General features: G+C 44.2%; 27 protein-coding genes. 10 read left to right on the top strand and 17 right to left on the bottom strand.

Annotated elements, in window-relative coordinates; translation table 11 throughout:
* Position 1 precedes the first annotated feature (1 nt).
* Positions 2–1,447, bottom strand: a complete 1,446-nt coding sequence (locus ICN38_RS09975) for an LVIVD repeat-containing protein (protein WP_216256944.1) — start codon at positions 1,445–1,447, stop codon at positions 2–4.
* Positions 1,448–1,809: 362 nt separating this feature from the next.
* On the opposite strand from ICN38_RS09975, the gene ICN38_RS09970 reads away from it, so the two are divergent.
* Complete coding sequence (locus ICN38_RS09970; protein ID WP_216256943.1) at positions 1,810–2,025, top strand: hypothetical protein; 216 nt, start codon at positions 1,810–1,812, stop codon at positions 2,023–2,025.
* Here ICN38_RS09970 and ICN38_RS09965 read toward each other — a convergent pair.
* Together ICN38_RS09965 and ICN38_RS09960 are read right to left on the bottom strand one after the other, a co-directional pair.
* Positions 1,991–2,314 (bottom strand): 4a-hydroxytetrahydrobiopterin dehydratase, encoded by a 324-nt coding sequence (locus tag ICN38_RS09965; RefSeq protein WP_216256942.1) that lies wholly within the window; start codon positions 2,312–2,314, stop codon positions 1,991–1,993. The genes ICN38_RS09970 and ICN38_RS09965 overlap by 35 nt on opposite strands.
* On the bottom strand, positions 2,315–3,040 hold the full coding sequence (locus ICN38_RS09960; protein WP_216256941.1) for a pseudouridine synthase: 726 nt from the start codon (positions 3,038–3,040) through the stop codon (positions 2,315–2,317). It lies immediately after the preceding gene.
* A 107-nt stretch (positions 3,041–3,147) separates the two neighbouring features.
* Here ICN38_RS09960 and ICN38_RS09955 point away from each other — a divergent pair, with 107 nt between their 5' ends.
* The gene (locus ICN38_RS09955) at positions 3,148–3,696 is read left to right on the top strand and encodes a DUF2889 domain-containing protein (RefSeq protein WP_216256940.1); all 549 of its coding nucleotides are present in this window, start codon (positions 3,148–3,150) and stop codon (positions 3,694–3,696) included.
* Here the strand turns inward: ICN38_RS09955 and ICN38_RS09950 are convergent.
* The 4 genes from ICN38_RS09950 to ICN38_RS09935 all read right to left on the bottom strand — a co-directional run bounded on the left by ICN38_RS09950 (position 3,693) and on the right by ICN38_RS09935 (position 8,779).
* Positions 3,693–4,463 (bottom strand): SDR family NAD(P)-dependent oxidoreductase, encoded by a 771-nt coding sequence (locus tag ICN38_RS09950; protein WP_216256939.1) that lies wholly within the window; start codon positions 4,461–4,463, stop codon positions 3,693–3,695. The two genes, ICN38_RS09955 and ICN38_RS09950, sit on opposite strands and share 4 nt — an antisense overlap.
* Positions 4,464–4,487: 24 nt before the next feature.
* On the bottom strand, positions 4,488–5,417 hold the full coding sequence (locus ICN38_RS09945; protein WP_216256938.1) for an MBL fold metallo-hydrolase: 930 nt from the start codon (positions 5,415–5,417) through the stop codon (positions 4,488–4,490).
* 33 nt (positions 5,418–5,450) lie between these two features.
* The gene (gene msrP / locus ICN38_RS09940) at positions 5,451–6,413 is read right to left on the bottom strand and encodes a protein-methionine-sulfoxide reductase catalytic subunit MsrP (protein ID WP_216256937.1); all 963 of its coding nucleotides are present in this window, start codon (positions 6,411–6,413) and stop codon (positions 5,451–5,453) included.
* A gap of 131 nt (positions 6,414–6,544) precedes the next feature.
* Entirely contained in the window at positions 6,545–8,779 is a 2,235-nt protein-coding gene (locus ICN38_RS09935; RefSeq protein WP_216256936.1) for an NADP-dependent isocitrate dehydrogenase, read from the bottom strand.
* Positions 8,780–9,037: 258 nt separating this feature from the next.
* On the opposite strand from ICN38_RS09935, the gene ICN38_RS09930 reads away from it, so the two are divergent.
* Positions 9,038–10,210, top strand: coding sequence for an MFS transporter (locus tag ICN38_RS09930; RefSeq protein ID WP_216257069.1), 1,173 nt, complete (start codon positions 9,038–9,040; stop codon positions 10,208–10,210).
* Here the strand turns inward: ICN38_RS09930 and ICN38_RS09925 are convergent.
* Positions 10,207–11,223 (bottom strand): DUF6352 family protein, encoded by a 1,017-nt coding sequence (locus tag ICN38_RS09925; RefSeq protein WP_216256935.1) that lies wholly within the window; start codon positions 11,221–11,223, stop codon positions 10,207–10,209. The two genes, ICN38_RS09930 and ICN38_RS09925, sit on opposite strands and share 4 nt — an antisense overlap.
* Positions 11,224–11,304: 81 nt before the next feature.
* Here ICN38_RS09925 and ICN38_RS09920 point away from each other — a divergent pair, with 81 nt between their 5' ends.
* The gene (locus tag ICN38_RS09920; RefSeq protein ID WP_216256934.1) at positions 11,305–11,652 is read left to right on the top strand and encodes an FKBP-type peptidyl-prolyl cis-trans isomerase; all 348 of its coding nucleotides are present in this window, start codon (positions 11,305–11,307) and stop codon (positions 11,650–11,652) included.
* Positions 11,653–11,726: 74 nt separating this feature from the next.
* Here the strand turns inward: ICN38_RS09920 and ICN38_RS09915 are convergent, their stop codons facing one another.
* Positions 11,727–12,677, bottom strand: a complete 951-nt coding sequence (locus ICN38_RS09915; RefSeq protein ID WP_255562814.1) for a transglycosylase SLT domain-containing protein — start codon at positions 12,675–12,677, stop codon at positions 11,727–11,729.
* A 573-nt stretch (positions 12,678–13,250) separates the two neighbouring features.
* Here ICN38_RS09915 and ICN38_RS09910 point away from each other — a divergent pair.
* Positions 13,251–14,267, top strand: coding sequence for a DNA/RNA non-specific endonuclease (locus ICN38_RS09910; RefSeq protein ID WP_216256932.1), 1,017 nt, complete (start codon positions 13,251–13,253; stop codon positions 14,265–14,267).
* Here the strand turns inward: ICN38_RS09910 and ICN38_RS09905 are convergent.
* Entirely contained in the window at positions 14,259–14,501 is a 243-nt protein-coding gene (locus tag ICN38_RS09905) for a DUF3820 family protein (RefSeq protein ID WP_216256931.1), read from the bottom strand. The genes ICN38_RS09910 and ICN38_RS09905 overlap by 9 nt on opposite strands.
* Positions 14,502–14,654: 153 nt before the next feature.
* On the opposite strand from ICN38_RS09905, the gene ICN38_RS09900 reads away from it, so the two are divergent.
* The 4 genes from ICN38_RS09900 to ICN38_RS09885 are packed head-to-tail and all read left to right on the top strand — an operon-like array spanning position 14,655 to position 17,396.
* On the top strand, positions 14,655–15,569 hold the full coding sequence (locus ICN38_RS09900; RefSeq protein ID WP_216256930.1) for a DUF6662 family protein: 915 nt from the start codon (positions 14,655–14,657) through the stop codon (positions 15,567–15,569).
* Positions 15,570–15,589: 20 nt separating this feature from the next.
* Positions 15,590–16,144: an FMN-binding protein gene (locus ICN38_RS09895; RefSeq protein WP_216256929.1), complete on the top strand. Its 555-nt coding sequence runs from the start codon at positions 15,590–15,592 to the stop codon at positions 16,142–16,144.
* The gene (locus tag ICN38_RS09890; protein ID WP_216256928.1) at positions 16,141–16,962 is read left to right on the top strand and encodes an FAD:protein FMN transferase; all 822 of its coding nucleotides are present in this window, start codon (positions 16,141–16,143) and stop codon (positions 16,960–16,962) included. Before ICN38_RS09895 ends, ICN38_RS09890 begins: the two co-directional genes overlap by 4 nt.
* Positions 16,963–16,976: 14 nt before the next feature.
* A complete protein-coding gene (locus ICN38_RS09885; RefSeq protein ID WP_216256927.1) occupies positions 16,977–17,396 on the top strand; it encodes a hypothetical protein in 420 nt (139 codons plus the stop codon).
* An 84-nt stretch (positions 17,397–17,480) separates the two neighbouring features.
* On the opposite strand, the gene ICN38_RS09880 is transcribed toward ICN38_RS09885, so the two are convergent.
* Positions 17,481–17,798, bottom strand: coding sequence for a metalloregulator ArsR/SmtB family transcription factor (locus ICN38_RS09880; protein WP_370624399.1), 318 nt, complete (start codon positions 17,796–17,798; stop codon positions 17,481–17,483).
* Between the two features lies 1 nt (position 17,799).
* Positions 17,800–18,672, bottom strand: a complete 873-nt coding sequence (locus ICN38_RS09875; RefSeq protein WP_216256925.1) for an MBL fold metallo-hydrolase — start codon at positions 18,670–18,672, stop codon at positions 17,800–17,802.
* A gap of 79 nt (positions 18,673–18,751) precedes the next feature.
* On the opposite strand from ICN38_RS09875, the gene ICN38_RS09870 reads away from it, so the two are divergent.
* Positions 18,752–19,567 (top strand): sulfite exporter TauE/SafE family protein, encoded by an 816-nt coding sequence (locus ICN38_RS09870; protein ID WP_216256924.1) that lies wholly within the window; start codon positions 18,752–18,754, stop codon positions 19,565–19,567.
* A 74-nt stretch (positions 19,568–19,641) separates the two neighbouring features.
* Here the strand turns inward: ICN38_RS09870 and ICN38_RS09865 are convergent, their stop codons facing one another.
* The 5 genes from ICN38_RS09865 to ICN38_RS09845 all read right to left on the bottom strand — a co-directional run bounded on the left by ICN38_RS09865 (position 19,642) and on the right by ICN38_RS09845 (position 25,552).
* Positions 19,642–20,370 (bottom strand): ABC transporter ATP-binding protein, encoded by a 729-nt coding sequence (locus tag ICN38_RS09865; RefSeq protein ID WP_216256923.1) that lies wholly within the window; start codon positions 20,368–20,370, stop codon positions 19,642–19,644.
* 30 nt (positions 20,371–20,400) lie between these two features.
* Positions 20,401–22,329, bottom strand: coding sequence for an ATP-binding cassette domain-containing protein (locus ICN38_RS09860; RefSeq protein WP_216256922.1), 1,929 nt, complete (start codon positions 22,327–22,329; stop codon positions 20,401–20,403).
* Positions 22,330–22,331: 2 nt separating this feature from the next.
* Positions 22,332–23,210 carry a branched-chain amino acid ABC transporter permease gene (locus tag ICN38_RS09855; RefSeq protein WP_216256921.1) on the bottom strand — a complete coding sequence of 293 codons (879 nt, stop codon included), beginning with the start codon at positions 23,208–23,210 and terminating at the stop codon, positions 22,332–22,334.
* Positions 23,211–23,351: 141 nt separating this feature from the next.
* Positions 23,352–24,536: an ABC transporter substrate-binding protein gene (locus tag ICN38_RS09850; protein WP_216256920.1), complete on the bottom strand. Its 1,185-nt coding sequence runs from the start codon at positions 24,534–24,536 to the stop codon at positions 23,352–23,354.
* 155 nt (positions 24,537–24,691) lie between these two features.
* Positions 24,692–25,552 carry an EamA family transporter gene (locus tag ICN38_RS09845; RefSeq protein WP_255562813.1) on the bottom strand — a complete coding sequence of 287 codons (861 nt, stop codon included), beginning with the start codon at positions 25,550–25,552 and terminating at the stop codon, positions 24,692–24,694.
* Positions 25,553–25,569 lie beyond the last annotated feature (17 nt).

Raw genomic sequence — 25,569 nt, 5'->3', positions numbered from 1 at the left:
ACTACCGATCAGCCTCTTTCCAATTGGCGATTGCTTTAGCGGGACCGGTAAGGGAAAGAATATGCATCCCCGTATTAGCACGATCAACGATATAAATGTAACCCCGTGAATCTACTTCTACGTTGTTTGTTTGAATCACTTTCTTATCGGATGCTGCAGTGAATGGTAACTTGCCTCTTTGAGTTACGGGTGTCTCCAGCACTACAGTATTTGCGTTCATTGCAGGAATGAAATAGCCCACCTCTTTTGGCATAAATGGATCTCTGATATCTACCGCTCTCACCCCAGCATTAAAGTAGGAGAAGAACATCAATTTACGATAGAAGACATCCGTCATATTTTCATTTGAAGAATGCGTACCAAAGCGACCGCCCTTAGAACAGTAATTCGCAGTTTTCTCAGGCACTCCCCAATTCGATACACCAAATGGCTTCTTCTCATTACTGATATCGACAACCCAGACCATTTGGCGACCCTCTAGGCACTCCTTCTGAATCGCCTCATTGGTAACCACTAAGAAGTCTCGTTTAGAACCTAGTAAATTTTTCGAGAATTCTTCAATCTTGACATCCATTAATGGAAATGTCGTGTGCGCCCCGTGCATGACTGGCATATCCACTCTAGAAACCTGAGGGGAGAGTAGGTTCTCTGGAGTTGGGTCTTTAGGACCATTTAACAATTTGTCACGATCAACAATCTGAATAATGCCGTTTGTATTTGTGCCATATCCAAAGTACACACGATTGCCTTTAGGGCCGGTAGACATTGCACCATGCAGTTGCACTGGAACATCTCCTGATGCACCAGGCTGTTGACCAACCAAACCAAAATCTCGAATGAATACTGGCTTCTCAGGATCAGAGAGATCGTAGATTTGGGTCATGCGATTGGTGCGCCATTGAGGATTGCCTGATACGAGATAAGCAATGCCGGTATCGCATTCCCAAAAGCTCTTATGAGTCCCTTTCAAGCCCTTGACCACTGTTGTCAAGAGAACAGGATCTTCCGGCTTAGTCACGTCCCAAATCTCATGCGCTTGGTTACCAAAGACCCGCAGCATATAAAACTTATTCTTATTGGCCTTTGGGAGAGTATCACCGCCACAAACTCGAACCATTTGGGCCCCGCCCTGCTCAGCCTTACCTTCTTCTCCAGGTATATGCGCTAAATACTTAGGACGCTTTACATCGGTGACATCTACAATCGAGGTACCGTTCTCCTCCATTTTTCCATTCAGGGGATTGAGCTTGTTATCACCATGATGACCAATATAAGCAATCCATCGATTACCTTGTTTCTGAATAGTTGGCTGATAGGCAGTTCTTCCCTGCAAATCGTTGTAGCCCTCTAAGGCCATATTCTTGGCAGAGTCAACACCCTGTGCATTTGCATAACTGCTCAGCACGCAGAAAAAAAACGCAATAGATGAGATGCTCAATACTTTCATACCGTCTCCAGTTTATGGATATCAATCAAAGATATTTCAAGACATTATTAAAGACTAATGTTCCATTGAAACTCCTGGCCATTTTAATACCAATATCTCAATAACCCTCAACCTGAATACTGCATGCCTTTCACATTCAGGGTTGTATCGAATTAATTGCATCGCAGCAATCTGGCCTAGAAAAGCGATATACCTTAGGCGAGGAATTAATCCGTATCACTTTAGGTATTAGGAATGATTTTAGAAAAAAGCCGATGCAAATCTCAATATTAGATTGGGTTTAAAGAATAATCATTTAGGTATAGATTAATCACTCTCAGCCCCTTTTATTTGCTATTCTCAAGACTCAATTAAGGATATCTATGACAAACGAAGATCAAACCCAAAACGACGAAGATTTTGACTATGGTTGTGAGTGCGCCATGACCTTATTAAATGAGCCCACTGAAGACTGTCTAAATGACCTCATTGATGAACTAGATGAGGATGGCATGATTGCCACAGAGGTAGTCTACGGCTTGTTGGCTACTATCCTCATGAGCATTAATGAAGAGGATCACGAAGGGGACGAGCATTAATATTCTGGGCTAAGATATCCATCCTCTTAGCTAGCTGAATATCCAACTCCGTCAATCCTTTGGCAGAGTGCGTGCTTAATTGAACTAGCACTTTATTCCAGGAATTTGACCAATCGGGATGATGGCCTATCTCCTCTGCAAACTGAGCACATTGCGTCATAAACTCAAATGCCAATCTAAAATCAGCAAATATAAATTCCCTGAAAATCGTTTGCGCCTGCAGATCGACTTTCCATTGCGGTATCGCGCTCTGAAAATCAAAATCCTGAGATAGTACTGAAGTATTCATTTAAATGTCCATATTCTGAGAAAGTAATTGAAGATCATTAGGATAAAGCCAACGCCATTCACCTGGTGCTAAATCTTGCGGCATTACATAGGCACCAATCTGCTTACGATGTAGTTGTTCTACATGATTACCGACTGCAGCTATCATGCGCTTAACTTGATGATAGCGCCCTTCTACGATCGTCATTGCCAAGGTTTTTTCCGATAGCAAGTCGCAGGCTTTAGCAAAGCATGGCTTTGGATCATCCTCTAATACAACCCCCTTTAGCAGATGATCCATTTGCGACCCAGTGATAGGATCCGGCGTTGTAATTTCATATACCTTGCCAATATTTTTCTTCGGTGTAGTCATCTTGTGAATAAATTGACCATCATCAGAGATCAAGAGTAAGCCTGTGGTGTCATAGTCCAAGCGCCCCACACATTGCAATCCGCGCTCTACAAACGGACTAGGCAATAAACTGTAGACACTAGGATGATGAGTCGTTTTATGTGAACACTCATAATTGAGTGGCTTATGAAAAGCGATATAGGCCTTCTCGTGATATTCCCAATCCGTTCCCTCCACATTAAGCACTAGGCCATCTGGCGAGATGCACTCATCTGGATCACTGGCCAAGACGCCATTCACCTTGACTAGATCTGCATATACGAGATCTGCACAATACCTACGCGTACCAAAGCCTTGGCTAAAGAGGATTTTTTCGAGAGAAATGGGTTTTGCCATATATGCCGCAAAGGATACTACAGAGAACCCTTAAAACGACTTACCGCGCGGCCTTAAACGGAATTCATTATTATCAAAGGTATTGCTTTTAACTACCTCCCAATATTATGCTCTCATCACCTGTGACCCGTAAACCACTCCATACTCGAGAAATTCGTTTTCAAGGCTTTGCTCGTGAAGATGGGCTCTGGGATATCGAGGCACACCTCAAAGATACTAAGTCTCATCCATTTACCACTGGCGTCAAAACCTGGATACCAGGTGAGCCTATTCATGACATGTGGATTCGGGCAACTGTTGATAGTCAATTAGTCATTCGCAATATTGAAGTAGCAATGGATAGTCACCCGCATGCAGAATGTCCTGCAGTGATTCCACCCATGGATGCACTGATTGGAGCGCGAATGGGCAAAGGCTGGCGCAAAACCATTGAATCCCATTTGGGTGGGATTAAAGGATGCACGCATTTACGCGAGCTTCTCAATAATATTGCTACGGCAGCCTACCAATCTATTCCAGGCGCCCTGTTTGATGCCGATGAGAACAAGCCGCCGCTTTATTTGGGTAAATGTAAATCTTGGGACTTTGATGGCCCAGTTGTGATGCGCATTTATCCCAAGTTTTATCAATGGAAGAATGGGGAAGTGAAGTCTTAAAGCTCTCCACGGTGGATATTCAATGCATTAAAAGTTTGTTGTATTGGCATGACTTCTAAAACATTGATGTTCATATGCGCCGGTAATGTAGCTGACCAATATACTGCCTCAGCAATATCATCCGCACTCAGAAATTGCACGCCGCTATAAACCTTTTGCGCTTTCTCATCATCCCCCTTAAAGCGCACATTAGAAAATTCGGTTCCGCCACACATACCAGGCTCAATACAACTCACGCGCACTGGGGTGCCAACAAGATCGGCCCGCATATTTAAACTAAATTGCTTTACAAAGGCTTTGGTACCACCGTATACATTGCCACCAGGATAGGGGTAGTTAGCGGCTACCGATCCAATATTAATAATATGTCCCCGCTTGCGATCAACCATACCAGGTAGAAATGCGCGACTCATATGAACTAAGCCTTTGATATTGGTATCGATCATTCGATCCCAATCTTCTAAAAAAGCTTTAGGGGCAGGTTCCAAGCCCAAGGCTAGGCCAGCGTTATTCACTAAAATCGTGACCTTAGAAAAATCTGTGGGCAAAGTGGCCGGAAAAACATCGACCGTCTCGCTATCGCAAACATCGAGCGCCACTGTCAACAGCTTTTTCTGCTGCTCTAGAGGAAGTGATGCCTTCAAGGCATCTAAGCGCTCTACCCTTCTACCAGCAGCAATCACCTTATGACCATTGGCTAAAAATCGACGTGCAATAGCCTCTCCAAATCCAGCTGTAGCGCCAGTGACTAAGACGATGTGTTCCATGTTGCGATTTACCTTTTGAAAAATTTATCCGTGATCTACTAAGTATGCACCGTCTATTTTGGCTGCACCTGATTTCACCAGTGCCTGGGCTAGCCATTGAGGAAATTCATCCATATCCATATGTAATTGCTGCGCGGCATCTCTGAGAGCAGGAGTCTTTGCTATCCACGCATTTACCAATGGGATTTCTTTACTCTGCCACTCTAATAATTTGTACTTCAAAAGGACTTTGGCGCCATGTCGAGCATTGCGATCAGGACTGGAGGCCAAGTAATCTAAACGGGAGCGCGCTGTCTCAATAGATTTTGCAAGTTCTGTGAATGGCTTACCATGCCCGGGAATGACTAAAGCTACTGGCAATGATTCAATTAGATCCAGAGTTTGCGCCACTTCTTCAAACCCAGATTCACCCCAAAGCTCAGGAAAAATGACCCCAAAGCCATCTTCCCACAGGGCATCTGCAGAAATCAAAATACGATGATCGGCTTGATACAGCATGACGGAATGTGGGTCATGTCCTGGCGCAGCTAATATGCTCCATTGATATCGTCCAAGCAATATTTCTTGGCCAGGCAGCAATACTCCATGGTGGCTAAATTCTGGGCATTCTTGTCCAAGATTTTCATAGCTCAGAAGATTTGTGTCCCAATCCTTGACTGCAAGCTCTTCAGCCGCAGGGATATAAACCTCGCACCTAAAATGCTTTTGTAAAGCTGCATTGCCGCCACAGTGGTCTGAGTGCAGATGGGTATTGACCACTTTATTTAAACCTGACAGTCCATGTTTTTGAATGGCATTAGAAACCAAATCCACAGTCATTTTAGAATGCGCGTAATACCCAGTATCTACAACTGAAACATCACTCTCCCCAAAATGGAAAATATTATTCGCTGAAAGCCAGCCTCTCTCATAGACCTCAATACCAGGCGGTAGCAATAACGCGTTCTTCTGCATTTTTACTAGAAACTATTTCTTCATTTTGATAGCTTAATAAAACTTTTTCAAATCCATACCAGCGTACATGCTGGCAACTTGATCGCTGTAACCATTAAACATCTGGGTCTTGATCTTGGGAGCAAAGGCGCCCTTTGGATCTCCAATTCTTCGTTCACTAGCTTGACTCCAACGAGGATGATCTACCTGTGGATTAACGTTGGAATAAAAGCCATACTCACGAGCATCAAACTGGCTCCAGCTCGTTTTAGGCATCTCTTCAGTAAAACGAATTTTTACAATCGATTTGGCGCTCTTAAAGCCGTACTTCCAAGGAACTACGATACGCACTGGAGCACCGTTTTGCTTTGGCAGAACTTCGCCATATAAGCCAAAGGTGAGTAGGGTCAAAGGGTTCATCGCTTCATCCATACGTAAACCCTCGCGATACGGCCAATCAATAATGTTGCTCTTGACCCCAGGCATTTGTTTACGGTCAGCTAGAGAAATGAATTCCACATACTTAGCAGACCCTAAAGGCTCTACCTTACTAATTAACTTGGATAATGAATACCCATCCCATGGAATAACCATGGACCAGCCCTCAACACAACGCATGCGATAGATGCGCTCTTCCATTGGCGCTAACTTTAATAGGTCGCCAATATCAAGAGTCAGCGGCTTTTTTACTAAACCCTCTATTGACACAGTCCAAGGTCTCGTTTGTAAAGTATTGGCGTAAGCTGCTGGATCAGACTTATCTGTACCGAACTCATAAAAGTTGTTGTAACTCGTTACATATTTCAGGGGGGTAAGTTCGTCCTTAGCTGCATAACTAGAATTGAGTGTAGCAGCGAGTTTTTCTGGAGCTGCAGCTAAAGCTTGCCTTGAAAACCAAGGGGCGAGTGCCATACCAAAGCTACCAGCAGCGGCAGCCTTAATCAACTCACGGCGATGCTCAAAAACCGCTTGAGGGGTAATTTCACTGGCAAGAATTTTGGGGTCGAAATAGCGCATACAAATCCCTCAATAAAAGTAATAAGGCTATTTTGCTACTGATGGCAATTTATTGCTGATCTTCGATTAATCTATAAAGAAAAAGGCAAACCCAGGGGTTTGCCTTTTCAATGGAAAGCCTAAGCTAGAAATTAAGCATTGGCAGCTTTTAAAAGAGCATTAAAGGTAGCGCTTGGACGCATTACCGCCTCGTATTTCACTGGATCCACCATATAGTACCCACCAATGTCAGCCGGCTTACCTTGAACAGATTTAAGCTCGTCGATAATCTTTTTCTCATTCTCAGCCAAGGACTTCGCTAAGGGAGCAAAGTGAGCTTGTAATTCCTTATCCTCTGATTGATCTGCCAATGCTTGGGCCCAATACATTGCCAAGTAGAATTGACTACCACGGTTATCTAATTCACCAGTACGTGGTGAAGGTGACTTATTATTTTCTAATAATTTACCAGTAGCCTCATCCAAAGTGCGGGCCAAGAGCTTCACTTTAGCATTACCGGTCTTATCACTAATATCTTCTAAAGATACTGCTAATGCCAAGAACTCACCAAGAGAGTCCCAACGTAAATGGTTTTCTTCTAATAGCTGTTGAACGTGCTTAGGAGCCGAACCACCGGCACCTGTTTCAAACAGACCGCCGCCAGCCATCAAGGGCACGATAGACAACATCTTTGCGCTGGTCCCTAATTCCATAATGGGGAACAAGTCCGTGAGATAGTCGCGCAAGATATTGCCCGTTACTGAAATAGTATCTTTGCCACGAATCACGCGCTCTAAGGTGTAACGCATTGCACGTGTTTGAGACATGATCTGCACATCTACATCTTTAAGGTCGTAATCCTTCAGATAGGTATTCACCTTCTTAATTAACTCTGCTTCATGTGGGCGGTACTCATCCAACCAGAATACGGCTGGAGTATTAGAGAGGCGCGCACGATTGACGGCCAATTTAACCCAGTCACGAATTGGAGCATCTTTCACTTGGCACATACGCCAGAGATCACCTTCTTCAACATTTTGCTCTAGTAACACAGTACCGTCATCAGCAACGATACGAGCTATACCCGCTTCTGAAATCTCGAAAGTCTTATCATGTGACCCATATTCTTCAGCCTGTTGCGCCATTAAGCCTACGTTAGGTACGGTGCCCATCGTAGTTGGATCAAAGTTCCCATGAGTCTTACAGAAATTGATGATTTCTTGATAGATACGGGCAAAGGTACTCTCTGGAATGACAGCCTTGGTGTCATGTAAACGACCATCAGCCCCCCACATTTTTCCACCCACCCGAATCATGGCAGGCATTGAAGCGTCCACAATCACGTCGCTTGGGGAATGTAAATTAGTAATGCCTTTTGCTGAATCCACCATAGCTAATGCAGGGCGATGCTCATGGCAAGCATGCAAGTCATGAATAATTTCTTCGCGCTTTGATTCTGGCAAAGTTTTTATCTTTTCATACAAGCTGCTCATGCCGTTATTGGCATTCACACCCAACTCTTCAAATAACTTGGCGTGCTTCTCAAATGCATCTTTGTAAAAAATCTTGACAGCATGACCGAACACAATTGGGTGAGACACCTTCATCATGGTGGCCTTCACATGCAAGGACAGCATCATTCCGGTTTTATATGCATCTTCGATCTCTTTTTCATAGAATTCGCACAAAGCTTTTTTGCTCATGAACATGCTGTCGATGATTTCACCAGCCAATAAGGAGACCTTTGGCTTGAGAACGATGGTGTTGCCGCTCTTCGTGACCAAATCCATCCTTACATCGCATGCTTTAGTCATGGTCATTGACTTTTCACCAGCGTAGAAGTCGCCGCCGTGCATATGAGAAACGTGGGTGCGAGATGCCTGACTCCACTCACCCATGGAGTGAGGATGCTTCCGGGCAAATTGCTTCACAGCATTGGGTGCACGACGATCTGAATTGCCTTCGCGCAATACTGGATTTACCGCACTACCGAGGCATTTCGAGTAGCGAGTACGAATGGACTTCTCTTCATCAGTCTTAGGATCATCAGGAAAATTCGGGATCTTGTAACCTTTGGACTGCAACTCTTTAATGGCAGCCAATAATTGCGGAATAGAAGCGCTAATATTGGGTAACTTGATAATATTGGTATCAGGCATCAAGGTCATTTTGCCCAGCTCAGCTAAATTGTCTGGAACTTTTTGCTCATCGCTTAAACACTCAGGAAACTCAGCAAGGATGCGAGCAGCAACAGAGATATCACTCGAAACAATTTCTACTCCAACAGGCGCTGTAAACGTACGAATGATTGGCAGAAATGCAAAGGTTGCCAAAAGTGGCGCCTCATCTGTCAGCGTATAAATAATCTTTGATTTCTCTGAAGCCATTAATTTTTCCTCGATGTTGATAAATTCACAGAGTCAGGTTATTACCCTGCCACTCTCACGCTCCGCATTTTGTCGGTCACTTTTAACGACCCTTTTTGCCAAGGAGGCGAGTCTATTATTTTAAATCATAGGGTTTGGCAAAATTGCCATATTTGTAGCTCAGGACCTCCAAAGCACTCAATTTAAGGGAATCTACCAAGACATACAGATTGCTCATTTCAACGTAAACTCAAGCCAATGACCAGCAAGCACCCCCTACTGAATAAAAATCTGGTCTTACTTATTGTCTGCCAAGGTCTATTTCTCATCAATAATGTGACCTTCATCGCCATAAATGGTCTGGTTGGCTTTAGCCTTGCGCCTTTCAGTTGGATGGCAACCTTACCGGTGATGGGCTACGTAGTTGGTGGTGCATTCGCAACCTCGATTGTTGCTAAGTCACAGAATTATTTTGGGCGAAAAATCTCCTTTCAAATTGGCCTGCTGGTGGCCATGCTCTCAGCCCTTCTCTGCGCCTATGCTGCAATGACCAGAAACTTTTGGCTGCTCACTACGGGTACCTTTATAGCGGGCTATTACAGCGCTAATGGCCAACTCTACCGGTTTGCCGCTGCGGAACTCACCGAGGCCAGCCAGAGGGACAAAGCAGTGTCTTGGGTCTTAGCTGGTGGAATTTTGGGTGCCGTGATTGGGCCTAATTTAGCCTCCTGGACGAGAGATTTATTTGATACCGCATTTCTAGGGGCTTATCTCACACTTGCGATTGCAGGCTTCATCGGCATAGGCGTGATGCAATTGATTCACTTTCCTGAAGAATTTAAAACTGCGCACCATCTTTCTGATGGCAGAAGTCTGAAAACCATTCTTGCTCAACCCGTATTTATGGTGGCAGTAATTGGCGCCGCCCTGGGCTATGGAGTGATGAATCTGCTGATGGCTGCCACACCTTTGGCGATGCAAATCTGTGGCCTCCCGTTTTCCGATACCGCCCTAGTGCTCGAATGGCATGTGATTGGGATGTTTGCTCCAGGATTTTTTACTGGCTCACTCATTCAACGTTTTGGCGCACTGAAAATGATGGGTGTAGGCGTAGTCCTGAATTTTGTGTGCATCGCAATTGCGCTCACAGGTACAGACCTGCATCAATTTTTTATTGCCCTCTTCTTGCTGGGAGTGGGTTGGAATTTCTTGTTCACTGGCTCCACCTCATTGGCAATGACAGCCTACAAACCTAATGAACGGGATAAGGCACAAGCTGCTATCAACTTTTTTGTTTTTGGAACAATGGCCTTTACATCTTTTGGCTCAGGCGCGCTGATCACCTCACAAGGATGGAACATTCTCAATCTGGGCTCCCTCATCCCCGTCTTCGTTACTGCCGCAGCCTTAATTTGGCTAGGTAACTTCCATCGAAAAGAAGCGTTGCGCTAAGACGTTTTTGCTAGCGGTAAATTGAATAATAGGTTCTGGGGTTTAAGCTTGAGCTGCTGTAGCTCATTCATGGCAATCGCCATATAGACTGGCTTGCCTGCTTGCACCTTCGTTACAGCAGCCTCATCAATAAAGTCTAGACGAAACAAGCAAATGATCTTTTCCAGCTCATCCGCGTCAAGAACATCTTTGTTGTATAGCTTATTGAGTATCACTGTTGCGCAAGCATCTAAGCCTACATGCCAGGACCATCTGGGGTCTTGAATCTGTTGCATCGGCGTAATGCGTACTTGTACACCGAGGAAGTGCAAGATCCATTTTTCCAGTAGACGAGAAAATTGATTTATAGCCTCATGCCCGAAATTCAACTGCACCGCTAAATCAAAATCTTCATCTCTGGCCCAATACTCCTGCGCATTTTCCTCATGTAAAACATCTAAATCTGCAGACCTGCTTGTCATGGACTTCCCTTTAAGTAAATCCATAATATTTCCAGTCTCACCGCCCTGTGCATTGCGATCTACCACTTCATGATCCGCGCCCATCACAATGCCATCATCCAAAACACTAATTTTTTGGGTTCTAAAAAATAACTCCCCCATCCTTGCTTCTAGAGGATGAGCCTCTTCGCCCAAAATGTGTCTCACAAAAATCTGCGCAAGCTGCGAAACAAACAGAGGTGGCACGTCAACACCATCACCCTTAAACAAGCTCATATAAAAACTCTCTAAAGAGCTAGCGGCTAAAAGACGTGATCGGTAACGCAGCCAGACGCGATAGTTTTCCTGAATATCCTCATCGGCCATATTGGCGATTTCTTGATCGGTCAATTCGGAGCGAGGATTCTGGGTGAGGCGTTGATGTAATGCTTGCTCTACCGCACAAGACTCTGGCACCAAACTTAATTCTGGACTCTGGAGATAGGTTCGCAAAAAGTCATCCGTTACCAATAATTGCCCATCCGGGCTAATAGTTAAGGTTTTATAGGCAGAATGAGGCCAAAAATTTGTCATACGTTTATAAAGCTTGCACCTAGATAATCAATTAGTCTCAGAATATACTAGTCAATCATTTTTAGATGAAATAGGGAAATTATGAGCGAACTCCAAAAAATTGATACTGTTGTTGGCGAGGGTACAGAAGCTGCTGTGGGCAAACATGTCGATGTGCACTACACAGGCTGGTTATATGATGAAAATGCTGCGGATCACAAAGGTCAAAAGTTTGATAGCTCCTTAGACCGTGGACAACTGTTTAGCTTTCCTTTGGGTGCCGGTCATGTGATCAAGGGCTGGGACGAAGGTGTGGCTGGTATGAAGATTGGTGGCAAACGTACGCTCATCATCCCTTCCGAGATGGGTTATGGTGCCCGTGGTGCTGGTGGCGTTATTCCACCAAACGCGACTTTAGTATTTGATGTTGAACTCCATGGTGTGAACTAAGTAAGATTTTGCAGTTTTACTGCTCGTAATAAAAAAGCCACCCTCGGGTGGCTTTTGTTTTAGCAATCTTAATTTTATGAGCGCAAATCTTTACCGTTCAAAGTTAAACGATTATTAGAACGATCTTGGCAAATACCAATGAGTCGATTGCGTTCTGCTAATACCTTATCTGCATAGCCGCCATCATCTTCTGCATTGGCAGCACCAACATAAAACTTCAAACCGTTACGTAATGAACCTGCTGTGGCAATCAGGTATTTCAAGATATAGGCGCCGACTCGAATATTAACTTCTGGTTTTGCTGCAACAGAAGTGCCACCAAAGATCGCGTACTTGTCTTTGTGGACAGTAGTCATCACTTGCATCAAACCTTCAGCGCCAGCATGGCTTTTGGTATTGGGATTGAAATTGGATTCAATAGAGATCACTGCTAACAAAAGCACAGGATCAATATTGACCTCTTTGGCAATTAAGACTGTGTTCGAAACATACTCTTCAATCTTAGCGCGGTCTAAGCTGTATTTCTTTTCATAGAAATCTGCAATCGCACGCTGGTTATGTATTGAGCTCATCAAATTACTATCGAGCGCCTGAGGGTCCATCTTTGAACTTGGAATGCGATCAGCCAAATGGGAGATTGATTTCACCTCTAGCTGAGCTACAGAAGGCATTAGTAAGGCGATTGTTTGTTGTTTAGCACCTTTTAATCCCGCTGCTGAAGGCTGACTATAGAGAACAGAGGCAATATCTGAGCCGTTAGCCTGAGCATCAACTGCCTGGCGAGAATCTTTGTATTGGTCGAGCATGCCAAAACCATTCGCCCAAACCATGTGACGTGCTTCATCCGGAACCAAGAATCGGGCCAAATCAAATGGACCGGCATTAGTGCCGTTTCCAGAGAGCCACAGTCCGACTATGGTGAATACGGAGAGTACGAGGATGCCATTAATGACCCTGTAGACCGGAGCCATAGCATGGGCAAGCAGGTCTTTAGCGAGCAATCCTGCTGGCTGCTGGTTCTGCATTTCACTCAAATTGTTAGATAAACATTTATTCATTCATTGTTTGCAAAGCTCGACATAAACTAAAATAAGCATTTATGTTGCAGCGCAATATATATAAAACATGAGTCATCCTAAGAAGGTTCTTATATCTAGTCAAGAATAAAGAAAGTACTTTCAATAACTTTTTGATCTTGGTTTACCGTGAAACTCTGATAATACCCCCAGAATTTATATTTAATCCAATAAATTCAGTAACTTATAGAAGTTAGGACTCACTAATTTCACAGTATAAAAAACCGTTCAAATTTTGACTTTTTTACTATTTGGAATGAAGGTTGGGTCTGAAAACCCATACATCTAGTGTTTTTTGCTAACAATCTTTCTACCGGTAGTGGCTTTCGTCTAATGAATGCAAAGCATTATTGATATCGGTTTATTAACCAAATTAGGGTGGCTAAGCCTAAGATCCAGGCGATTTAGCTCCAATTATTACTAGCCCTAGAGCGAAGTTAAAGCTTTCTAATCGCGGGAGGATTTTCTAGGGAAAGGAAAATGAAAGATGAAAAACTACTCGAGCCCCTACACTTATAGAACATGAGATCGATCCGAAAACTCTTATTTGCTGTTCTGCTGCTTGCGCCCATTAGCGCCTTTGCCCTTTTTGATGACTGCAAAGACTTATTCCCAGGACAAGAAATTCCGACAAGTCCTCAAATGGGAAGAGATCTTTGCTTTGATAGTTTTGCAATCTACTACTCCCCCCAGGACAAAAAACCAATCTACACCTTAGAAAAACTGAGTCGCAATAGTCTGACAGGCCAACGCCCCCGAAGAAGCAATCAGTTCTACGAGGAGGCACGCTTGCCAATTGCAGAGCGTGCCCAGCTTTCAGACTACCGCGGGAGCGGCTTTGACCGCGGTCACAATGCCCCAGCTGGAGATATGAGTACCGATAGATCGATGGCCCAATCCTTCTCTTTGGCAAATATGATGCCGCAGGCTAGACAAAATAATCAAGGCATCTGGGCAAAGAATGTAGAGGAGCCAACGCGCCTCTATGCTAAAAGAATCCCTGGTGAAATTTACGTATACACAGGTTCAGTTGGAAATGCTGGCAGCATTGGCAGAGGTCGAGTCACTATTCCAACACATCTTTATAAATTAGTTTATGACCCCGCTAAAAATTCTGCGTGGGCTTATTGGATTGAAAATACCAATGAAGCAAATATGATGCCACCAATTTCTTATCAGGAATTAATACAAAAAACGGGGATTGATTTTCATCTTCCTATTAGTCAAAAGACTACTGCAACAAAGCCGATAGACGTAAAACCCAATGCCTATAAAGCCATGATAGGTACTTGGTATCCCCTCTTTTTTGACCAATACGATTTGGCAAAATTGAATGGGCTCATTACACAAATTAAAGAGGGGAAGGTCACGAGTGTACAGATTCAATATGATCGCAATCTGGGCTTAGCCCAAAAAGTGGCCTCACAGATTCAATCGCAAACATCCATTCAAACAATATTGATTCACAGCAGCCCTCCAGAATCTTTAGAAACTCAATATGAACAAGATCGCGTTACTGCAATAGTGAACTTAAAGTAATTTCGATTTTTGCTCTAAGCCATGGGCTCGCTGTATAGGAGCCAAGAGACCTCTTAAACCATTGTGGTCTAGGGTATGCATCAATTCAAGCAATTGTCCAAGCTCACCTTTAGGAAATCCTTCACGTGCAAACCAAGCCAAGTAATTGCCTGGTAAATCTGCAAGTGCACGGCCAGCATGTTTACCAAAGGGCATTTTCATGAGAACAAGTTTCTCTAGCGCTTGCGAATCCATAGAGAGAAATCTTACAAGCAAAACTGAAAAGCCCTATTGCTCTTGCCATTTATTCGGTAGTGGTCATTTTATCAAATGAGAATTATTCTCATTTGATATGCTATATTAAGAATCATTCTTATTTAGACTTCTCAACCACCACCCTCTTAAAACATGAAACTCACCATCAAAAGACTGCTCGCCTCTAGCCTTTTCATTGCCGCTACCTTTCACTTTTCATTTGCTTATGCAGGTGAAGGGGTATTTGGTTGGATATACAGTTTGGATCTTCAGCCCAAAGCTAGCCTTGAATTTGAGCAGCGCCTGCAACTCAACCAACAACAAGCTGCCGGCACCTATGAGGCATGGACGGCAAGAACCGAACTTGAATATGGCTTGACGAACGACTTGCAAATTGCCGGCTATATTAACTCCTACTTCACCAATGCCAATCAAAATTACACCAATCCGGAAGCTTGTGGAAATTCTGCGACTTGTACAGCAGGGTACGGCGTTCCAGAAAGCCATGACCCAGCTACCCCCTATAGAAAAAGTGGCATCGAAGGCGGATCACTAGAGGCCATCTATCGCATTACCAATCCCGTGACATCCCCAGTTGGTATTGGGCTCTACCTAGAGCCCACAATTGGAAAAAATAAAAATGAGATTGAGGCGCGTCTTTTATTGCAATCGAACTTTATTGATGATCGCCTGATCTTAGCGGGGAACGTGGTCGTGGCTAATGAGCAATTAAAGTTTATCGGCAATGGTAATGTTCCAGAGTCGATGCTCGATTTTTTAGTGGGGGCTAGCTATCGTTTTGCACCCAAATGGTCGGCTGGTGTTGAAGCGCGCTTTCATAACGATTACTCGAGCTACAACCTTCAGAACCAAGTTCAAAAGGCAAGCTTTGTTGGTCCCAATATTCACTACGCCTCTAAAGATTGGTGGATCACTGGTGCCTGGCGCTATCAACTCAATGGTAATACCTGCATGGGTGATGGCACTGCTGAATGCTCCAATGCACGAGTCTGGGATAGCCACTCTGTCAATGAATTCATCGTCAAAGTTGGATTTCCTTTGAGCTAAATGATAAAGAAAGATCGATGATGAACTGGAAACCTACTCCATTTGCTATTGCTGGACTAGCCATGGTGAGTGCACCATTGATGGTTCAGGCCAAAATTTATGTTTCTGCAGAACAAGCCCAAAAGATCTTGTTCCCCAATAAATCATTTATCAAAGCCCCCATACTCATTACTGAAGATCTTCAGGAAAAAATGCGCAGTGCATCAAGTATTCGCCATCCTTTTCAAGGGGATCGGATTTGGAGGGCTGCTGATGGAAGCTACTTCATCGTTGATGAAGTAGTCGGCAAGCATGAAATGATTAGCTACGCTGTGGGCATTAACCCGCAAGGTCATGTCACCGGCATTGAAATTTTGGAATATGTTGAGTCCTATGGATATGAAGTAGGTGATGCACAATGGCGCAAGCAATTCATTGGAAAAAATGCCAATGATCCTATTAAGCTGAACCAAGATATTCAAAATATTGGCGGGGCAACGCTTTCTTGTAAGCATATTACCGATGGTGTCAAACGGGTAGCGGTTTTATATGAGCTAGCCCTCAAGACTCCAGCATTGGCAGCAAGACCAAAATGAGGCGCTGCAAACCACTCCTTGGTACCTATGTTGAAATATCTATCCAACCTGAAAATGGCGCTGAGGCTATTAGCTTAGCTTTTTCTGCCATTGTAAAAGTACAAAACCTCATGAGTTTTCATGATCAATACAGTGAGCTTTCGATAATCAATCGTGAAGCCCACCTCCGCGCTATTGCGATTGACCCCTGGACTAGCCAAATTATTCGAATAGCGCAAGATATTCATCAGTATTCCGGGGGATTATTTAATTGCGGTATTGGTCATCGTCTAGTAGAGGCTAAATTATTACCTGGCAATATTGACATAGCTCATCACGACTTTGGTGGCATTGAAAATCTACAATTTGTCAGCCAAGACTGCGTTATTTCGTCACTCCCATTGTGTTTAGATCTTGGTGGTATTGCCAAGGGCTTTGCAGTGGATATGGCTGTAAATACCCTCAAATTCAATGGCATACATTCAGGCAGCGTTAATGCAGGGGGTGATATGCGGATTTTTGGAAATGAACCTCAGGCAATTCATATTCGCAATCCAAAAGTACCCAGCAATGTAATTGAGATAGGATCGCTCATGAATGGTGCGATAGCTACGAGCGGCCTGTACTTCTTTAATAGAGATCAACAGCAAAGCTACATCATTAACCCTCTAGCCGATAAAGATTTAGATACTCATCATGTATTTTCAGAATCCTTCTCCATTATTGCCAATGAATGTGTTTACGCGGATGCCCTTACTAAAGTACTCGCTCTCTCCAAACAGCAGAATCACCCCTGCTTTGAGCGCTATCAAGCACAAGCCATTCAGATTGCTGTATGAGGCGCCTTGGAAAAATGCCGAGCTGGCAAAAGTCGCTTGTGATGGTAGGAATGCTCTCGTGCTCGCTTACAGGCAGTCTCTATTTATTGGGGCATGAATGGCAAATAGAGCGTGTACTGTTCGCTAACCATACTGTTTTGGTAAGTCATGGGCTCAGTGCAATGCTAGCAACCTTAGCGCTTGGTTCAATTCTGCCATTTCATATCAAAGCAGGTTATCAATCTGGTCGAAAAGGGCTGAGCGGATTTAGCCAATTATTTTTTATGTTGATCCTACTAATAACGGGAGGTCTTTTATATTACGGGCCAGCAGAAACCCGAGACCTGGTGATCTATGTACATTGGGTAGTTGGTTTAGGCTTCTTTGCTACCTTCCTTTGCCATGTAGTCATTAAATGGGGGCTGCCAAACTTACAAAAATCGACCGTGAAATAAAAGAGGTGCATTCTAATATATACCTCTTGGATTGATACTGATGAATACTACCCAGTACTCAATTTATATCTACTTGCAGAAAATTCACTTCTTGCAATAGTGCTTATAGAGCAAGCCCATCACCGCAACTGCAACCTGGCTTGAAAGCGAGTAGTAGATCTGTTTACCTTCTCTGCGAGTCTTCACTAGTTTTTCTTTGCGAAGCACTGTCAATTGCTGAGATAGGCTTGGCTGATGCAAGTCTAGAGCGGCCTCTAGCTCACTGACACACTTCTCTCCTTGGGCGATTTCGCATAAAAGCATCATGCGGTCTCGATTGGATAGTACTTTCATGAGCTTGCAAGCATCGTCAGCTGATGCCTGCATCTTTTTCAATTCAGTTTTAGAAATCGTCATATTGATATCAGAGAACATTCAATGGAATTTTGAGATAGGCCCTACCGTTAGCTTCCGCTTCCGGAAAGTGCCCTGCCCGAATATTGACCTGTATCGATGGCAAGATTAAATGAGGCATTTCCAAGGTCTTGTCACGTGCGGTACGCATTTGTACAAATTGCTCTTCTGTAATGCCATCATGCACATGAATATTTGCAGCCTTTTCTGCACCAACGTCGCTGCAAAACTCGACCGGACGATCGCTGGGTGGATAGTCATGACACATATAGAGCTTGGTTTCTTTGGGATAAGACAGTATTTTCTGAATCGATTGGTAGAGAGTCCTTGCATCACCACCGGGGAAGTCGCAGCGAGCCGTACCAACATCAGGCATAAATAAAGTGTCCCCCACAAACAAAGCACCACTAATTTCATAGGCCATACAGGCTGGAGTATGTCCAGGAACCGATATTGCTTTGAGTGAAAGCTTGCCAAACTCCAGTGATTCACCATCGTGCAAGAGGTGGCTAAATTGAGAACCATCAGTTGCAAAGTGATCATCCAGATTGAAAACACCCTTGAATACCTCTTGGACATTGATGATGTGATTTCCAATTACCAGCTTGCCACCCAACTTCTCTTGGAGGAATGGTGCGGCAGTTAAGTGATCTGCATGAGCGTGGGTTTCTAAAATCCAAGCAAGCTTTAATTGTTCTGCCTGAATATAGTCAATCACTTGATCGGCTGAACGGGTTGATGTTCTGCCAGACTTAGGATCGTAGTTCAGCACTGAATCAATCACGACACAAGAACTTCCCTTTCCACCAGAGACTACATAGGTAAAAGTCGAGGTCTCAGGATCAAAAAACGATTTAATGTCAGCAGCTTCTTTTGGGTTCACAATAGCCTTTCTGGGCAGATATTAGGATGAGTAATTAATATATATAATTACATATTATATTAATATATAATAAATTGCAATGGACTACACAATTTTGATCAGCCCCGCTTTGGGCATCTTTGTAGGCATCCTGATGGGGCTGACTGGTGCTGGAGGAGGCATTCTGTCTGTGCCCCTTTTGGTCTTTGCCCTGCATTTGAGTGTGGCTGAAGCTGCACCCATTGCCCTATCTGCTATTGCACTTGCAGCTGGGATCGGCGCACTCTTGGGGCTACAGACCAAAATCTTGCGCTATAAAGCGGCTGGCTTCATGGCCATGTTTGGGCTACTGCTCTCTCCCATAGGTTTATGGCTTGCTCAACGCCTCCCCAACAATCCACTCTTGATTTTATTTAGCTGCACCTTGTTCTATGTTTCTACACGCCTATATATGCAAGCGCGCAATGAAATTTTGGGAATTAAGCCTGCTGTAAGAAAACCACCACCCTGTCTCCTCCATCCTGTTCACGGAAAGCTCGATTGGAATCTGCCCTGTGCCAAGGCATTGCTGCTTTCTGGAGGCTTAGCAGGATTTCTATCCGGTCTTCTTGGAGTTGGTGGTGGATTTGTAATTGTTCCAGCCTTAAAGCGCTATACAGACCTGCCAGTTAAATCCATTGTGGCAACCTCCTTAGGGGCCCTAGCCATCATCTCTGGCGGCGGCACTATTGTTTCCATGGCAACAGGAAACTTTGATTACCTTATTGCTGCTCCATTTGCTTTTGGAGCGCTAGGCGGCTTATTAATTGGTAGGGCATTTGGTAAAAAGTTGAGTGGTCCTAGGCTACAGCAAATCTTTGCGGTTCTTACGTTTGCAGTTGCCATCAGTCTGATGCTAAAGGGGCTTACAAACTGATGAATCCAAGAATTAGCCCCAAATAAAAAAGCCCTAGACTCCAGGGCTTTTTTTAAATATTAATTCAATATAACTTAATGACTGCCTGCACCACCTAAGTAGGCAGCCTTCACAGCAGGATCATCTTTCAGTTTGGCGGCTGGTCCATGGGTCGCTATCTTGCCGTTCTCAAGAACATAACCATAGTCAGCCACATTGAGGGCTGCAGCAGCAAACTGTTCAACCAACAGCATCGTTACACCTTGAGACTTCAAGTTTGAAATAATTCTAAAGACCTCTTCCACCAAAATTGGTGCAAGACCCATTGAAGGCTCATCCAAAAGGATGATTTCAGGGTTAAGCATCACAGCGCGAGCCATTGCCAGCATTTGCTGTTCGCCGCCAGATAAAGTACCAGCCAACTGATTGCGACGCTCTTTTAAGCGCGGAAACATTTCTAAAGACTTTTCAAGATCTTCCTTAATGTCACCTTTAGGACGGCTACCAGTAAAACGGGGGAAGGCGCCAAGTAATAAATTGTCGTTTACAGACATGGTTGTAAAAACACGGCGACCTTCTGGACTATGTGCCAAACCTAGACGAGCGATTTTATGAGAGTCGTAACCATCAATTTTTTCACCACTTAAGGTAACTTCGCCGCCCGTTGGCTTGATCATGCCAGTAATAGCACGCATCGTCGTTGTTTTGCCAGCACCGTTAGAGCCAATCAAAGTAATGACCTGTCCCCTAGGAACATCAATATTGATGCCATGGAGGACTTTAACTTTGCCGTAGCCTGCTTCAAGATTCTTAATAGATAACATGGTATTTACCGATTCAATATGTTCTAGTGATTAAGTACCCAAGTAGGCATGAATCACCTTCTCGTCTGCCTGAACTTCAGCTGGTTTACCTTCTGCAATCTTCTGACCGAAGTCCAAGACTGAAACGGTGTCGCAAACTGACATCACCACATCCATGTGATGCTCAATCAGGATGAAGGTAATACCGCTATCACGGATCTTACGAATAATGCGCAAGAGTTCTTTAATATCTGGGGAGGTTAAGCCGGCTGCTGGCTCATCGAGCAAGAGCAACTCAGGATCGAGCGCCAATGCACGGGCAATCTCCAGAAGACGCTGCTTACCATATGGCAAGTTACGTGCTTCTTCATTAGCCAGATCTTCCAGGCCAACAAATTTAAGAAGTGCCAATGCACGAGCATGCGCTTCTGCCTCTTCCTTCTTGTAGCGCGGCAGATGTAAGGCAATTTCGACAATGTTGGACTTGAAGGTATGGTGCAGGCCAACCAAAATATTTTGGATTGCTGTCATTTCACCGAAAAGCTGAACGTTTTGGAAAGTACGAGCAATGCCTGATAAAGCAATATCAGACGAAGTCTTACCGACTACGCTCTCACCTGCATATAAAACGCTACCAGCAGTTGGTATATAAATACCGGTCAAGACGTTCATCATGGTGCTCTTACCGGAACCGTTAGGGCCAATCAAACCATGAATCGTGCCACGCTTAACACTGAGATCAACATTATTCAATGCTTTCAAACCACCGAACTGCATTAACAATGAATCCACTTTAAGAAGTTCTGCGCCCGTGTTTTGTTTACCAACCGAGCTAATAAAGCTGATGGAGTCATCCACCACCTCAGCCTCTTCGCCACGACTGGTTTTTGCTTTCCCAACCATCGACTGGTAGAAGCTCTTGGTAAAGCCCACGATACCGTTTTGCAAGTAGTAGACCACCAACAAAATCATGAAGCCGAAAATACTTAAGCGCCAGTCAGAGATGCTATTGAGCCAGAAAGAAAATGCTGCTAAACCAACCACGCCTGCAATCGGAATCGCCACGCGTCTTGGAGTAGTGATTTTTTTGGATAAAGCCATTGCAGCACCAACCACCACTACGATCGCAATAATCGACGCAACGATACGGAATAAGAAGATGTCGTCTAATAGTTTTGGTAAGAGCACAATAATCGCCGCGCCAATTACCGCACCTAAGCGTGACTTACGTCCACCCATAATGATGCCAAGTAAGAACAGAACAGCGAGCTCATTGTTATAGGTGTTCGGTGAAATGTATTGCTCTGAATATGCATATAAGCAACCAGCCAAACCAGCAAAGCCAGCACTAATAACAAATGCGATCACCTTGAAGCGATAAACGGAGACGCCCATACAGTCACAAGCGATTGGGCTATCACGCAAAGCCTCGAAAGCGCGACCAATCTGAGACTTCACAAAACGGTCCACTATGATCATCGAAATGATTAGGATCGCAGAAACCAACCAGAAGTATTCTGCTTTGGTCATTGGTACGCCCATTAATTCAGGCTTAGGAATCTTGATGCCCAAAGGACCTTCGGTCAACCAAGTCATTTCATTAATCAAAATCTGAGCAATCGTACCGAATGCCAAGGTCACCATCGCAAGATAGGGTCCGATCACCTTTAAGGCTGGCAATGCCAAGATACCGCCGAAGATGGCAGTCACAACGATAGATGCCGGAATAGTTCCCCAAATTGTCCAACCCAGGTGGAAGTACAAAACACCAGCGGTATATGAACCGATTCCGAAAAGAGCTGCATGCCCTAACGAAACTTGACCGATATAACCTACAACGATATCTAAACCAAACAACAGGATGGTGTAGATCAGAATAGTTTCAACTAAGTGAATGTAATACGGGTTATGAATAAAGAGAGGCAAACAAACTAGCCCCGCAATGGCAATTAATAGTGGTAATAGAGACTTCAATTTCATCATTAAACTTTCTTAATTGCTGATTTACCGAAGAGGCCAGATGGTTTGTAGGCAAGTACGAGCAAGAGCAAGATCAAGCCTGGCACATCTTTATAGCCAGTGGAGATATAGAAACCAGTCGCAGTCTCCACAATTCCTAAAATCAAGCCGCCCACAATAATCCCCATTCCGCTAGACAAGCCGCCAATAATCGCAACTGCGAAAGCTTTTAAACCTAAGGCGCCACCCATCGTTGCACCAGTCAAAGTCAAAGGCGCAATCAATACACCAGCAAATGCTGCAGTAAGAGATGACAATGCATAAGAGAAGGTAATGACCATGCTGGTATTGATGCCCATCAGGCCAGCAGCATCACGATCATTTGCTGTTGCAACTACTGCTTTACCGTAAATTGTTTTGCGGTTAAAGAATTCAACTAGCAGCATCATTGCTAAAGCGCCAAATACCACCAAAATTTCCATCGGCAAAATATTCGCGCCTAAGAATGTCATCGGCTCCATTGGTAAAGGCGATGGGAATGGCAATGCATCACGGCCCCAGACGTTTTCAGCAACGTTTTTGAAAATGATGCCAAGGGCGATGGTGGACATAATCCAACCAAACTCCGATTTAATCTTGATCGCTGGGCGAACACCAATGAGCTCAACAAAGCTACCTTGGATCATGCCGAAGAGACAGACTACCGGAATCATGACCCAGTAATTCATGCCAAAAGTATCTACGCATGTTAGGCCAACTAAGGCGCCCAACATTAGCGCCTCCCCTTGACCGAAGTTCAATGTGCCAGATGTGGCAAAAGTAAGCTGAAAGCCGAAAGCGATGACCGCATAGATCATCCCCACTGCTATGCCGCTCGAGAGGATTTGTGCAAACATTTCCATTGTTGTTGCCCTAAAAGATACTTAAAACTGTTTTATTGACGAATCCGTCATTGTAAGCAAAACGCCGCTTTGTGGGCGGCGCTTTGTATACACTTATGTTGCAGTGCGGAAAAAACCCTCCCGCAACCTTACTTAGGTGAATTACTTCTTCTTAGCAACTGCGTCCTCGGCATTCAAGAACTCAACGCGGCCATTCTCAACAACACCCATCACAACGTCCTTAGGCTTAATTGCCTCATGATCGGTTGCGCTAAATGGCTTGTTATATGTCATCACCACGCCATCAATTGGAGTTTTCAGATCTTGCAACGCAGCCAAAATCTTTGGTCCCTCGGTGCTGTTGGCTTGCTTAATAGCGGCTGCTAAGAGATATACAGAGTCATATCCTTGAGCTGCTGATACTGGTGAAGCAATGATGCCATTCTTTGGCTTGAACTCTTTCAGGTAGTTATCAACGAATACCTTACGTTTTGGAGTGGTTGCCGGTTGTTGAACAAATGTCTCTGGCATTGTTGCGCCGTTACCATTTTTACCAGCAGTATCAATAAAGCTAGCCATGGACAATGTCCAGCTTCCGATCATTGGCTTTTTCCAACCCAACTTCGCCATACCGTTTGCAATTTGAGCAAGCTCGGGTCCAATTGCATAAGTCAAAATCACTTCAGCACCAGCATTCTTTGCCTTGAGCAATTGTGAAGTCATATCTACGTCACCAATGTTAAATTTCTCAACAGCGACTGGAGTAACTCCATAAACCTTTAAAGCCTTTTCCATATCTTCACGGCCTAATTGACCGTAGTTTGTGGAGTCAGCCAAAATTGCTACCTTCTTCAATCCACGCTTCTCTACAGCTTCTTTGGCAATCATTGGAGCTTGAATGCTATCAGGTGCGCCATTACGGAAGATATAGTTTTCTTTTGCATCTGGGAATTGCTTGGTAATCAAAGTTCCAGTAGCAACGTTATTCATTACGGGGATCTTAGCGTCTTGATAAAAACGCTGAGAAGCCAATGCAACACCAGTATTGATATAACCTAATGTAGCAACGACTTTTTCGTTATTGATCAATTCTTGAGCAATTTGCACGCCGCGCTCATTTTTAGCTTCATCATCGCGCTCAACCAAAACAATCATATTGCCGTTGATACCACCAGCAGCATTGATTTCTTTTGCAGCAAGACGGACGCCATCACGCATACTGACACCCATTGAGGATGAGCCGCCAGTGTATGGGCCAGAAACGCCAAATTTAATATCGGCAGCATAAGCACCGGTTGCAAGCATCGCAGTAGCAGCTACTGCAAAAATGTGACGACGAATATTCATAAAGTCTCCATGACTAAAAATTACTAATTGATTAAATCTTTTTTATTGGAAATGCATATATCGAACAGCTATTTTACTGTTAATGTAATCACAAAAAAAGAGTTTGATATTAGGGTTTACATTAGGGCTTTACATTATTCCTAGAGGCTAAACGGTTAAGAAAAATGGTGTTTTATTTTTGATTCAATGCTTGGCCAAAATAAGTTAACGACTAAGCCCGCAATTACTAGACCAGCAGCCAATATCTTCCAGGAGGGCAGAGGCTCGCTTAAAAAATAGGCAGATGCACCCATTCCAAAAATGGGGACCAACAAGGGGGTCGGCGCTACTAGGGCAGCCGGGTGCTTGGATAGCAACCAGCCCCAAGCAGCATAGCCAAAAAGCGTATTTCCCCAAGACTGCCAGAGGACACCAAGCCAAGCCCCTAAAGGTGCCAAAGCCATTGCACTGTTTATATGCTCCCAACCCCCTTCAAAAATAAGAGATATTAGAAATAAGGGGGGAATGGAAAAAGCACTCGCCCAAACGACATAAGAGAGCATATTGATGGATCCTGCACTTCGGCTGACTGTGTTCGCAGCACCCCAAGAGAGGCCAGCAAAGACTACTAAAGCCAAACCAAGAAAAGTGGTTGTTGCATCTGTGTGCAGCGCAATAATTACTAAACCCATCATTGCAACTGCCACCGCCACGGCTTGATAGAGCTTCAAACCCTCTTTGGCAAAAAACATGGCAAAGCCAATCGTAAAAAATACTTGAGTCTGGATAACCAAAGATGCCAAGCCAGGGGAGATTTGGCCATCAATTGCGAAATACATGACGCCGAACTGACCTACTCCCGTAGCAAGACCATACGCACAGAGATTGCGCCAAGACACTTTGGGTTTAGGCACAAAGAAAACCACTGGCAACAAAGCAAAGAAATAGCGCAGTGCTGCAAACAAAAAGGGTGGAAATGACTCGAGAGAAATCTTAATGACAACAAAGTTAGTGCCCCACACAGCGACGATAGCCAAAGCCAGTAATAAATGAC

Source organism: Polynucleobacter sp. AP-Melu-500A-A1 (assembly GCF_018882125.1).
Classification (GTDB): domain Bacteria; phylum Pseudomonadota; class Gammaproteobacteria; order Burkholderiales; family Burkholderiaceae; genus Polynucleobacter.
The sequence above is the reverse complement of the archived record's forward strand: the minus strand, read 5'-3'. Positions and strand labels throughout refer to the sequence as shown.